Source organism: Dietzia sp. KRD202, assembly GCF_017168155.1.
Classification (GTDB): Bacteria; Actinomycetota; Actinomycetes; order Mycobacteriales; family Mycobacteriaceae; genus Dietzia; species Dietzia kunjamensis.
The window spans coordinates 119748-131605 of record NZ_JABFAN010000007.1 but is presented as its reverse complement, the minus strand read 5'-3'; the positions used below and the strand labels follow the sequence as shown (position 1 = coordinate 131605).

12 protein-coding genes are annotated in these 11858 nt (G+C 72.6%); all 12 read left to right on the top strand.

The window, feature by feature from the left end:
- Positions 1–1009 (top strand): RsmB/NOP family class I SAM-dependent RNA methyltransferase (locus J1M64_RS05500; RefSeq protein ID WP_206473325.1); only part of this gene is annotated, 1009 nt, incomplete at its 5' end.
- Positions 1002–1916 carry an alpha/beta hydrolase gene (locus J1M64_RS05495; protein WP_206473324.1) on the top strand — a complete coding sequence of 305 codons (915 nt, stop codon included), beginning with the start codon at positions 1002–1004 and terminating at the stop codon, positions 1914–1916. The genes J1M64_RS05500 and J1M64_RS05495, both read left to right, overlap by 8 nt.
- Positions 1917–1982: 66 nt before the next feature.
- A complete protein-coding gene (gene rpe, locus J1M64_RS05490) occupies positions 1983–2651 on the top strand; it encodes a ribulose-phosphate 3-epimerase (RefSeq protein ID WP_206473322.1) in 669 nt (222 codons plus the stop codon).
- 83 nt (positions 2652–2734) lie between these two features.
- Positions 2735–3856 carry a bifunctional diaminohydroxyphosphoribosylaminopyrimidine deaminase/5-amino-6-(5-phosphoribosylamino)uracil reductase RibD gene (gene ribD, locus J1M64_RS05485; protein WP_206473320.1) on the top strand — a complete coding sequence of 374 codons (1122 nt, stop codon included), beginning with the start codon at positions 2735–2737 and terminating at the stop codon, positions 3854–3856.
- Positions 3856–4479: a riboflavin synthase gene (locus J1M64_RS05480; protein ID WP_069388786.1), complete on the top strand. Its 624-nt coding sequence runs from the start codon at positions 3856–3858 to the stop codon at positions 4477–4479. The genes ribD and J1M64_RS05480 overlap by 1 nt, the downstream gene beginning before the upstream one ends.
- 73 nt (positions 4480–4552) lie before the next feature.
- Positions 4553–5821: a bifunctional 3,4-dihydroxy-2-butanone-4-phosphate synthase/GTP cyclohydrolase II gene (locus tag J1M64_RS05475; protein WP_206473318.1), complete on the top strand. Its 1269-nt coding sequence runs from the start codon at positions 4553–4555 to the stop codon at positions 5819–5821.
- Complete coding sequence (gene ribH / locus J1M64_RS05470; protein WP_206473316.1) at positions 5818–6294, top strand: 6,7-dimethyl-8-ribityllumazine synthase; 477 nt, start codon at positions 5818–5820, stop codon at positions 6292–6294. The genes J1M64_RS05475 and ribH overlap by 4 nt, the downstream gene beginning before the upstream one ends.
- Positions 6291–6764, top strand: a complete 474-nt coding sequence (locus J1M64_RS05465) for a PH domain-containing protein (RefSeq protein ID WP_206473314.1) — start codon at positions 6291–6293, stop codon at positions 6762–6764. The genes ribH and J1M64_RS05465 overlap by 4 nt, the downstream gene beginning before the upstream one ends.
- 6 nt (positions 6765–6770) lie before the next feature.
- Positions 6771–8867 (top strand): excinuclease ABC subunit UvrC, encoded by a 2097-nt coding sequence (gene uvrC / locus J1M64_RS05460; RefSeq protein ID WP_206473312.1) that lies wholly within the window; start codon positions 6771–6773, stop codon positions 8865–8867.
- A gap of 4 nt (positions 8868–8871) precedes the next feature.
- Positions 8872–9762: an RNase adapter RapZ gene (gene rapZ, locus J1M64_RS05455; protein ID WP_067716361.1), complete on the top strand. Its 891-nt coding sequence runs from the start codon at positions 8872–8874 to the stop codon at positions 9760–9762.
- Between the two features lie 8 nt (positions 9763–9770).
- Positions 9771–10739: a uridine diphosphate-N-acetylglucosamine-binding protein YvcK gene (gene yvcK / locus J1M64_RS05450; protein WP_120283304.1), complete on the top strand. Its 969-nt coding sequence runs from the start codon at positions 9771–9773 to the stop codon at positions 10737–10739.
- A gap of 37 nt (positions 10740–10776) precedes the next feature.
- A complete protein-coding gene (gene whiA, locus J1M64_RS05445; protein WP_206473311.1) occupies positions 10777–11760 on the top strand; it encodes a DNA-binding protein WhiA in 984 nt (327 codons plus the stop codon).
- The last annotated feature ends 98 nt before the right edge of the window (positions 11761–11858 follow it).

The following is an 11858-nucleotide window of genomic DNA, read 5'->3' as shown; positions in this document are numbered from 1 at the left end:
CGTCAACGCGGTCCTCCGCAAGGTCGCCGCCCGCGACCTCGACTCCTGGGTCGACGCGCTGCGCGACGGTGTGACCGACCCCGTGGCCCGGATGGCCATCGGCACCGCGCACCCGGAGTGGATCGCCCGAGCGTTCGCGGACTCGCTCGGCGCCGCCGCCGGAGAGCTTCCCGAGTTGCTCGCCGCCGACGACGCCCGGCCGAAGGTCCACCTGGCCGCCCGCCCCGGTGCAATCACGGGCGAGGAACTGGCACTGATCACCGGCGGTACGGAGGGTGAGCTGTCCCCGTACGCGGTCCACCTGGACTCCGGGGACCCCGGAACGCTCGACGCCGTACGAGAAGGGCTCGCGGCGGTCCAGGACGAGGGCAGCCAGCTCGTGGCGCTGGCCGCCGCCCGCGCCCCCCTGACCGGTCCGGACTCCGGGAGGTGGCTCGATCTCGCCGCGGGGCCCGGCGGTAAGGCGGTCCTGCTGGGCGCGCTGGCGGAGATCGAGCAGGCGACGCTCACCGGGGTGGAGATCTCCGAGCACCGCGCCGACCTGGTCCGCGGCGCGACCAAGGACCTGCCGGTGACCGTGCACACGGCAGACGGACGCGACCCGGGTCTGGAGCCGGGGTTCGACCGGGTATTACTCGACGCCCCGTGTTCCGGCCTCGGCGCACTCCGCCGTCGTCCCGAGGCGCGGTGGCGCAAGACCGCCGCCGACATCCCGGGCCTGGTCACGCTCCAGCGCGAACTCCTCGAGTCGGCCCTGCGTCTGGTCCGACCGGGCGGGGTGGTGCTGTACGCGACCTGCTCGCCCCACCTCTCGGAGACAGTGTCGGTCATCCGCGAAGCCGCCCGGCGTGACGACGTCGAACTCCTCGACGTGCGTGACATCCTCGCGGAGGTGGTCGGCCGTCCGGTCGACGGACTGGGCGACGGCCCGTGGGTGCAGCTGTGGCCGCACCGGCACGGCACAGACGCGATGTTCATGGCGGCACTACGACGGGGTCACGATGCGTGAGGATGCGCAGTTCAGCTCGCACGGGGTTCGGTGCTCGGCCTGGGTCTATCGCCCGGACGCGCCGTCGGACGGCCCTGCGAGCCCGGCACCTGCCATCGTCATGGCACACGGCTTCGGGTGCATCCGGGACCTGCGCCTACCCGCGTACGCCGAGCGATTCCGGGACGCGGGCTTCGTCGTGGTGGTCTTCGACTACCGGCATTTCGGCGCCAGCGACGGACAACCCCGGCAACTCCTCGACATCGGCCGCCAACTCGACGACTGGCGGTCCGCGCTGGCCTTCACCCGGTCGCTGCCCGGCGTCGATCCGGATCGCGTCATCGCGTGGGGCACGTCGTTCTCTGGAGGTCACGTCCTCACCCTCGCCGGCACGGGGGAGCGGCTGGCGGGAGTCATCGCCCAGGTCCCCCACGTGAGCGGTCCGGCCGCGGTCCGGGCGACGGGGCTCGCCGCGGCGCTCCGACTCGGCCCGGCCATCCTCGACGACCTGTGGCGCTCGCTCCGGCGCCGGGAACCGCGGTACGTCCCTCTGGTCGGGCGACCGGGGGACACGGCGGTCATGACGAGTCCGGACGCCGATCCCGCGGTGGATCGGCTCGCGGCCGACTCGGGGCTATTCCGCAGTGAATTCCGCGACGACGTCGCGGCACGGATCCTGGCACGGATCGGCTTCTACTCGCCGATGCGGCACACGCGGCGGATCACCTGCCCGACGCTGGTGCAGATCGCGACGGAGGACGCCATCACCCCCGCGGCGACCGCGCGTCGGGCCGCGGAGCGGATTCCGGGCGGCCTGTACCTGGAGTACCCGTGCGAACACTTCGACCCCTACGTCGAGCCGCACTTCGAACGCATCGTCGCCGACCAGCTCGAGTTCCTGACCTCGGTCACCGGCTCCGTCGACTGACCGGTCCGTGGGCCGCCGTCCCATGTCGGCGGAGCAGCCCGGACGGGCCCGCCTAGACTGGTCGTCATGTCGTACCAGCCGCTCATCGCGCCGTCGATCCTGTCCGCCGACTTCGCCCGTCTGGACCGCGAGATCGAGCGCATCCCGTCCGCCGACTGGATCCACGTGGACGTCATGGACGGTCACTTCGTTCCCAACCTGTCCTTCGGTGCGCCGGTCGCGAAGGCGGTCGGGAAGGTCACGGACAAGCCGATGGACTGCCATCTCATGATCACCGACCCGGCGCGCTGGGTCGGTGACTACGTGGACGCCGGCGCGTTCAACGTCACCTTCCACGTGGAGGCCACCGACGACCCGAAGGCCGTCGCCGACCTGCTGCACGCCAAGGGGTGCAAGGCGGGTATCTCCATCAAGCCCGGGACCGCCGTCGAGCCGTACCTCGACCTGCTCGACCACGTGGACCTGGTCCTGGTGATGAGTGTCGAGCCAGGCTTCGGCGGCCAGAAGTTCATGCCCGGGGTGTTGGACAAGGTCCGCACGCTGCGCGCCGAGATAGACCGCCGTGGCCTCGACGTGCACATCCAGATCGACGGTGGCATCGACGCGGGGACGATCGCCGAGTGCGCGGCGGCGGGGTGCGACGTGTTCGTGGCCGGTTCGGCCGTCTACGGTGCCCCGGATCCCGACGCGATGATCGGGACCCTGCGCTCCGGGGCCCTCGCCGCGCGGGCGTGACGGTGCCGGACGTGCCGGACGTGCCACAGGGTCCGAACGGGCCCGGGGTGCGGAGCGGGCCCGGGGTGCCGAACGGGCCCGGGGTGTCAGCGACGGGCGGGGCCGACCCCGCCGTCCGTCGTCGCGAGCGGGACGCCCTGGCCCGGGCGATCGCCGTGTCCGCCTCCGCGCTGGGGGTGTGCACCCCCAACCCGCCGGTCGGTGCGGTGGTCCTCGACGCGGCCGGTGAGGTCGTGGGCATCGGCGCGACCGAGGCCCCGGGCGGACGGCACGCCGAGGTGGTGGCGCTGGACTCCGCCGGGGACCGCGCGCGCGGGGGGACGATCGTGGTCACCCTCGAGCCGTGTGACCACCACGGGCGCACCGGACCGTGCTCCGCCCGCATCGTCGACGCCGGGCTCGCCCGCGTGGTCTACGCGGTGTCCGACCCCAATCCGGTGGCCTCCGGCGGAGCCGGGACCCTGCGGCGGGAGGGGGTCGAGGTGGCACGAGCCGACGACGACGAGGTGGGCGCCGCCCGCAGCGGCCCGCTGAGGGCGTGGCTCCACCGTCAGGACCACGGCCGACCTCTCGTCACCTGGAAGTACGCGGCGAGCCTGGACGGCAGGGTCGCGGCCGCGGACGGGTCGAGCAAGTGGATCACCGGGCCGGTTTCGCGCCGCCACGCCCACGCCAGACGGCAGGAGATCGACGCCCTCGTCGTCGGCACCGGAACGTTGCGCGCCGACGACCCCGCGCTGACCGCCCGCACCGACGACGGCCGGCCCGCCCCCCGCCAGCCCCTCCGGGCGGTGATGGGGCTGAGCCCCGTGCCCGCGGACGCGACGGTGCGCGGCACCGACGGCCGGTTCCGACACCTGGCCACCCGCGATCCCGCCGAGGCGCTGGGACTTCTCGGCGAGGTCTCCCACGTCCTCGTCGAGGGCGGCCCCAGGCTGGCGGGGGCGTTCCTCGCCGCCGGACTCGTCGACGAGATCGACGCGTACCTCGCGCCCCTGGTGCTCGGCGCCGGGCGGCCGGCGGTCTCCGGAGCCGGGGTGGACACGCTCGCGGCCGCCCACGGTTTCCGGATCCGAGGGACCACCGTCCTCGGCGACGACGTCCACCTGCGCTTGACACGACCCGCCACCGCGCCCACACCGGCCGCATCGGACTCACTGACCACACCGACCGCACCGACCGCACCGACGAGAGGACCCCGCTGATGTTCACCGGAATCGTGGAGGAGCTCGGAACCCTCGACTCGGTCGAGACGACCGGCGACTCCGCGCGCCTGCGCATACGGGGGCCCCTGGTCACCTCGGACGCCCACCACGGTGACTCGATCGCCGTCAACGGGGTGTGCCTGACCGTCACCGGCTGGGAGCCGGGGGAGTACTTCGACGTGGACGTGATGGCCGAGTCGCTCGACCGGACCGCGCTCGGTGCACTGTCACCGGGCGACCCCGTCAACCTGGAACGCGCCATGCGCGCGGACGCCCGGTTCGGCGGTCACATCGTCCAGGGCCACGTCGACGGCACAGGCCACGTGATCAGCCGCGACGAGCACGAGCACTGGCACGTCGTGCGCATCTCGCTGCCCGGTGACCTCGCCCGGTACGTGGTCGAAAAGGGGTCGATCACCGTCTCCGGAACCTCGCTGACGGTCTCGGCGGTCAGTGCCGCGGACGAGCCGGAGCCGTGGTTCGAGGTGTCCCTCATCCCCACGACGCTCGCCGACACGATCCTCGGGGGACTGGGCGCGGGCGACCCCGTCAACCTGGAGGTCGACGTGCTGGCCAAGTACGTCGAGCGGCTGCTGGGCGGACGCGGTGGGGGGTCCCACTGACCCGATGCGCCATACTTGAACCCGCGCCCGCGGCCTCCGCCCGGGCCCGCCAGACCTAGGAGAACCCGCAGCAGTGACCACCTTTGACGGCATCGAGCGAGCCATCGCCGACATCGCGGCGGGACGGGCCGTCGTGGTGGTGGACAGTGAGGACCGCGAGAACGAGGGCGACCTGATCTTCGCCGCCGAACTCGCGACGCCCGAGCTGATGGGCTTCCTCGTGCGGTACTCCTCCGGTTACGTGTGCGTCGCGCTCGAGGCGGAGGACTGCCTCCGGCTGGACCTGCCGCCCATGCGCGCCATCAACGAGGACCGCCACGACACCGCGTACACCGTGACGGTCGACGCGCGCACCGGGGTCTCCACCGGCATCTCGGCCGCCGACCGCGCCCGCACCGCGAGGCTGCTCGCCGCCGACGACACCGTGCCCGGCGACTTCACCCGGCCCGGCCACGTGGTGCCCCTGCGCGCCCGGCCCGGCGGCGTGCTCACCCGGCCCGGCCACACCGAGTCCGCCGTCGACCTCGCCCGGTTGGCCGGTCTGCGCCCGGCGGGCGTCATCTGCGAGATCGTCTCCGAGGACGACCCCACGACCATGGCGCGCACCCCCGAGCTCCGGCGGTTCGCCGACGAGCACGGGCTGGCGATGATCACCATCGAGGCGCTCCAGGCGTGGCGCCGCGCGAACGAGGTGCAGGTGGTGCACGAGGTCGCCGCCCGGATCCCCACGCCGGCCGGGACCATGACCGCCCACGGGTACCGCGACACCCTCCAGGGAGTCGAACACGTGGCCATGGTGGCCGGCGACATCTCGGGGGACGACCCGGTCTCCGTCCGCATCCACTCCGAGTGCCTGACCGGCGACGTGTTCCACTCGCTGCGCTGTGACTGCGGCCCCCAGCTCGACGCCGCGGTCGCCGCGGTGTGCGAGGAGGGGCGCGGGGTCGTGCTGTACATGCGTGGGCACGAGGGCCGGGGGATCGGCCTGGTGCAGAAACTGCGCGCCTACCAACTGCAGGACTCCGGACGCGACACCGTCGACGCCAATCTCGACCTGGGCCTGCCCGCCGACGCCCGCGACTTCAGCCTGGCCGCACAGATGCTGCGCGACCTCGGAGTGACCCGGGTACGACTGATGACCAACAACCCCGCCAAGGCCGACGCCCTGCGCGCCGGTGGCGTGGAGGTGGTGGCCCGGGTGCCCATGCCGACGGCGGTCACGCCCGAGAACCTGCGGTACCTGCGCACCAAGCGCGACCGGATGGGCCACCTGCTCGAGGGGCTCGACGAGGGACCCGCCGGCCCGGCCGGCGCCGACGTGGACGGAGAGGATCAGCGATGAGCGGTAGCGGTAGACCGGAGATGGTGATCCCCGACGCCCGCGGGCTGCGGCTCGGGGTGGTGGCCTCCACCTGGCACCAGGAGATCTGCACCCGACTGGTGGACCGGGCCCTGGCCGTCGCCGAGGCCTCCGGCGCGGTGGTGACCCTGGCCCGCGTGACCGGGGCCGTGGAGCTGCCGGTGGTGGCCCAGGAACTCGCACGGACCCATGACGCGGTCGTCGCGCTCGGCGTGGTGATCCGCGGTGCGACCCCGCACTTCGACTACGTCTGTCGCTCGGTGACCGACGGCCTCACCCGCATCGCCCTTGACGAGGCCACCCCCGTCGCCCACGGGGTGCTCACCACCGAGAACGAGGACCAGGCCCGCGACCGCGACGGCCACGAGGGCGCCGCCGAGGACAAGGGGGGCGAGGCCGTCGCCGCCGTGCTCGGCGCCGCCATCGCCCTGCGCGACCTGAGGACCGGTCGATGAACGAGAGCTGGGAGTTCGAGCACCGGCCCCGTCGGATGCGCACCACCGCGATCGCCGTGGCGGTGCTCATCGTCATCGTCCACGTGGTGTGGGCGGTCATCCTCGTCCGCGGTGACACCGGGGTCACCATCGGGATCGCCGACCAGTTCGCCTTCGTGGTGATCGGGTTCATCTTCGCCGGGGTGCTGCTGACCCTCCTGCGGATCCGCGTCCGGGTCGGGCAGCAGGGCGTCGAGCTCCGCGGGCCGCTGCGCGTCCGGACCTGGGGCTGGGACGACGTCGTCGGGCTGACGTTCCCTCGGTCCAGCTACTGGCCCCGGCTCGAACTCCCGGCCTACGAGCACGCGGGGATCTGGGCCATCCAGTCCATCGACGGCCAGCACGGGATCGACGGCATGGCGCGCCTGCGCGAGGCCGTCCGCACCCACAAGCCCTCGGCCGCCGATCCCGAGACCGTCGCCGACCGCTGACCCGCCGTGGCCGATCCGCGAACCTACCGCCCGGCCCCCGGCTCGATCCCGACGGAGCCGGGGGTCTACCGCTTCCGTGACGAGCACGGGCGCGTCATCTACGTCGGCAAGGCGAAGAACCTGCGGAGCCGGCTGAGCTCGTACTTCGCGGACCTGTCCCTCCTCCACCCCCGTACCCGGCGGATGGTCCTCGCCGCGGCCGGCGTGCAGTGGACGGTCGTGTCCACCGAGGTCGAGGCGCTCCAGCTCGAGTACACGTGGATCAAGAAGTACGACCCCCGGTTCAACGTCCGCTACCGCGACGACAAGACGTATCCGATGCTGGCGGTCACCGTGGGGGAGGAGTTCCCCCGGGCCTTCGTCTACCGGGGGCCCCGGCGCCCGGGGACCCGCTACTTCGGGCCCTACTCACACGCGTGGGCCATCCGCGACACCCTCGACACCCTGCAGCGGGTGTTCCCCGTCCGCTCGTGCTCCGCCGGGGTGTTCAAGCGGCAGGCGCAGCTCGGCAGGCCCTGTCTGCTCGGATACATCGACAAGTGCGCCGCCCCCTGCATCGGACGGGTGACCCCGGACGAGCACCGCGCGATTGTCAACGAGCTCATCGACTTCCTGGCCGGACGTACCGATGCGATCATGCGCCGCATCGAGAAGCGGATGCTCGAGGCCTCCGCGGACCTCGACTTCGAACGGGCCGCGCGGCTGCGTGACGACCTCGGCGCCATGCGGCGTGCGATGGAGAAGCAGGCCGTCGTGCTGGGTGACGGCACCGACGCCGACGTGGTGGGCGTCGAGGTCGACGAACTGCAGGTCTCCGTCCAGGTGTTCCACGTGCGCGGGGGCCGCATCCGCGGTCAGCGCGGCTGGGTGGTCGAACACGCCCACGGCGTCGACGCCGACGGCGAGTTCGACGCGGCCCGTGCCGTGCCCGGGGTCGTCTCCGACTATCTCGCGCAGTTCTACGGGGGAGAGGCCGACCTCGCCGAGGCGGCCGAATCCGGCGACATCTCGGCTGCCGTACCCCGCGAGGTGCTGGTGCCCGCCCTGCCCGACGACTCCGACGAACTGGCGGACTGGCTCTCGTCGCTGCGCGGCTCCCGTGTGTCTCTCCGGGTACCCCAGCGGGGTGACAAGCGAGCCCTGGCGGAGACGGTCCACCGCAACGCCGTCGAGGCCCTGACACAGCACAAGCTCAGGCGCAGCGGCGACCTCACCGCCCGCTCCGCGGCCCTCCAGGAGATCCAGGAGACCCTCGAGCTGGACTCGGCGCCCCTGCGCATCGAGTGCGTGGACATCTCCCACACCCAGGGCACCGACGTCATGGCCTCCCTCGTGGTCTTCGAGGACGGCATCCCGCGCAAGAGCGACTACCGGCTCTACCGCATCCGCGACGCCGCGGGTGACGGTCACTCCGACGACGTCGGCAGCATCGCCGAGGTCACGCGTCGCCGCTTCCGGCGTCACCACGAGGACCCCTCCGTCACCCCGGACGAGGTCGACGGGCCGGTCGACGACGACGCGGGCACGGGGGGCACCGCCCCCGCGGCCCGCCGGTTCGCCTACCCACCGCAGCTCTTCGTCGTCGACGGTGGTCGGCCCCAGGTCGAGGCGGCCGCCGAGGTCCTCTCCGAGCTGGGGGTCACCGACGTACCCGTGGTCGGGATCGCCAAGCGACTCGAGGAGATCTGGCTCCCGGGAGAGGAGTACCCCGTGATCTTCCCGCGCCACGGGGAGGGGCTGTTCCTGCTCCAGCGGCTCCGCGACGAAGCCCATCGGTTCGCCATCCGCGCCCACCGGGGCGCGCGGTCCAGGCGGATGACGGCCTCCGTGCTCGACGACGTCCCCGGCCTCGGGCCCACCCGTCGGGCGGCGTTGGTGGAGACGTTCCCGACCGTGTCCGCACTGCGCGCCGCGAGCACGGACGAGCTGTGCGCCGTGCCGGGGATCGGCCCGGGGGTCGCCGCCGCGATCCGGGCGACCCTCGGTGGTGCCGAGCCCGCGGACGCGGCCGCCGCCGACGTGGGAGACTCGGGCGGGCAGCCCGACCGGGGACAGACCGACCAGGGACAGACCGACCGGGGACTGACCGATGACACGAGGTGAGACGATGGACGCAGGTGACGACGACGGCCACGCCGCGCGGGGGCGCGAGCTCCTCCTGATCAGCGGCATGTCCGGGGCGGGCAAGGGGACCGCGTCCAAGGTCCTCGAGGAATTCGGCTGGTATGTCGTCGACAACCTCCCGTTGACGTTCGTGGGCGACCTGCTCGCCCGGTTCGAGGAGTCCGACGACGAGCCCCTCCGCCTGGCGATCGTCGCCGACACCCGCAGCCTCGGGTTCGACGAACACCTCGGCGACCTCCTCGACCTGTTCGATCGGCGCCCGCAGGCACGGATCCTGTTCCTCGAGGCCTCGGACGAGGCGCTGGTCAGCAGGTTCAACAACGTCCGTCGCTCCCATCCGCTGCAGTCGGGTGGCGGCCTGATCGACGGCATCACCCGGGAGCGCAGGATCCTCGAGGGGCTGCGGGGGCGTGCCGACGTCGTCGTGGACACCTCGGCGCTCAGTGTCCACGACCTCCGCCACCGGCTGGAGACCCCCTTCGGTGACCTCGGGTTCGACTTCCACCTCACCGTCGAGTCGTTCGGGTTCAAGTACGGCGTCCCCGTGGACGTCGACATGCTGATGGACATGCGGTTCCTGCCCAACCCGCACTGGATCCCCGAGCTCCAGCCGCACACGGGGCGCGACAAGCCCGTCCAGGACTACGTCCTCGCCGACGAATCCATCGAGGAGTACCTGCGCGCGGCGGTGTCCATGATCCGCCTGGCCATGACCGGCTACCGGCGCGAGGGCAAGCGCTACATGACGATCGCGGTCGGCTGCACCGGGGGCAAGCACCGGAGCGTGGCCATCTCCGAGTCGCTCGCCGGCAGACTGTCCGGCCTCGACTCGGTCGAGGTGCACGTACGCCACCGCGACCTCGGGCGGGAATGAGGCCGGCCATGACCCACGACAGTGGTATCCCGTCCCTCGTCGCCCTCGGCGGCGGCCACGGCCTGTCGGCGACCCTCCGGGCCGCACGCCTCGTCGCCGACCACGTCACCGCGGTGGTGACGGTCGCCGACGACGGCGGTTCCTCGGGGCGACTGCGGCGCGAGCTGGGCATCCTCCCACCGGGCGACCTACGGATGGCCCTGTGCGCCCTCGCCGCCGAAGACGACGAGAAGGCGCTGCTCACCCGACTCTTCCAGCACCGCTACGGCGGCACCGGGGCGCTGGCCGGACACGCGGTGGGCAACCTCGTCTTCGCCGGCCTGTGGGAGCTGCTCGGCGACCCGGTCGAGGCACTCGACGCGGTCGGGTCGATCCTCGGTGTCACCGGCCGTGTCCTGCCGATGTCCCCGGTCGCCCTCGACATCGCCGCAGAGGTCGTCGGTCTGGAAGCGGACCCCCGCGTCGTACGGACCATCATCGGACAGGTCGCCGTCGCGACCACACCGGGCAGCGTTCGCCGGGTCACCCTCATCCCGGCCGCTCCGCCCGCCGCGGAGGGCGTGGTGGAGGCGATCACCGGAGCCGACCTCGTGGTCCTCGGACCCGGATCGTGGTTCACCAGCGTGATCCCCAACGTGCTCGTGCCCGAGATCGCGACCGCGCTCAAGAGGACGGCCGCGACCAAGGCCCTCGTGCTCAACCTCGCACCCCAGCCGGGGGAGACCGCCGGGTTCTCCGCCGAGCAGCACCTCCACGTGTTGCGTCAACACGCTCCCGAGGTCGACATCGACGTCCTGCTCGTGGACCCGAGGATGCCGCTGAGCGCCACCGAACGCGAGCATCTCGAACGGGCCGCGGCGGGACTGGGGGCCCGCGTGATGACCGCGGAGATAGCGAAGACCGCCGAGGATGGGACGATGAGGCCTGTCCACGACCCCGCACTGCTGGCCTCGGCGCTCGCCGACTCGGTGCGATGAGGGCCGGGTCGATGAGCCGAGAACGAAGGAGCAGGGCGTGTCGCTGACCGCACAGGTCAAGTCCGAACTGGTGAGGGTCCCCGTGGGGAACTCCGAGACCAGGAGGGCCGAGGTGGCCGCCCTGCTGAGGTTCGCCGGCACCCTCCAGGTCCTGTCCAACCGACTCGTGATCGAGGCGGAGGTGGACTCCGGGGAGATCGCGGACCGACTCGCCGGCGAACTCGACGCCCTGTTCTCCGTCCCCTGTGAGATCCACCCGATCGGGGGTTCGGGCGGACGTCCCGCCCGCAAGTTCGTCCTGCGGGTCATCGACCGGGGTGCGGACCTGGCCCGTCAACTCGGGCTGGTCGACAACGCCGGCCGGACGGTAAGAGGATTGCCGGCCGCGGTCGTCGGCGGCTCGGTCGCCGCCTCCGAGGCGGCGTGGCGGGGCGCGTTCCTCGCCCACGGTTCGCTCACCAAGCCCGGCCGCTCCTCGGCGCTGGAGGTCACCGCCCCGGGGGCGGAGGCGGCGATGGCGCTCGTGGGCGCGGCCCGCAGGTTGGGCGTGACGGCCAAGGCCCGCGAGGTCCGGGGCGGGGACCGCGTGGTGATCCGCGACGCCGAGGCGATCGGGGTCCTCCTCGCTCGACTGGGCGCGTCCTCCACCAGGGACATCTGGGAGGAGCGCCGCTCCCGAGGCGAGGTCCGCGCCACCGCAAACCGGCTGGCCAACTTCGACGACGCGAACCTGCGGCGCTCGGCCCGGGCCGCCGTGGCCGCGGCCGCCCGTGTCCAGCGCGCCCTGGAGATCCTCGCCGAGGACGTGCCTGACCATCTGCTCGCCGCGGGTGAACTGCGCGTCCAGCACCGTCAGTCGTCGCTGGAGGAGCTCGGGCAGCTCGCCGACCCGCCCATGACCAAGGACGCGGTCGCGGGGCGCATCCGGAGACTGCTGTCCATGGCGGACCGCAAAGCCGCCGAGCTCGGGATCCCCGACACCGAGTCCGTGGTGACCGAGGACATGCTCGACGAAGGCTGATCCACCCCGGCAGCACCCTGCGCGGGAGCGGTCCACGCCGGGTAGTCTGGGTCACGTCCCGGGCTCCACCCGGCCCCGGTGACATCAAGCGTTCTCGC

Bases quoted from the DNA above. Each gene is read 5' to 3' on its own strand.
- J1M64_RS05495 (WP_206473324.1), top strand. From the start codon at position 1,002: ATGCGTGAGGATGCGCAGTTCAGCTCGCACGGGGTTCGGTGCTCGGCC.
- rpe (WP_206473322.1), top strand. From the start codon at position 1,983: ATGTCGTACCAGCCGCTCATCGCGCCGTCGATCCTGTCCGCCGACTTC.
- J1M64_RS05480 (WP_069388786.1), top strand. From the start codon at position 3,856: ATGTTCACCGGAATCGTGGAGGAGCTCGGAACCCTCGACTCGGTCGAG.
- ribH (WP_206473316.1), top strand. From the start codon at position 5,818: ATGAGCGGTAGCGGTAGACCGGAGATGGTGATCCCCGACGCCCGCGGG.
- J1M64_RS05465 (WP_206473314.1), top strand. From the start codon at position 6,291: ATGAACGAGAGCTGGGAGTTCGAGCACCGGCCCCGTCGGATGCGCACC.
- rapZ (WP_067716361.1), top strand. From the start codon at position 8,872: ATGGACGCAGGTGACGACGACGGCCACGCCGCGCGGGGGCGCGAGCTC.
- yvcK (WP_120283304.1), top strand. From the start codon at position 9,771: ATGACCCACGACAGTGGTATCCCGTCCCTCGTCGCCCTCGGCGGCGGC.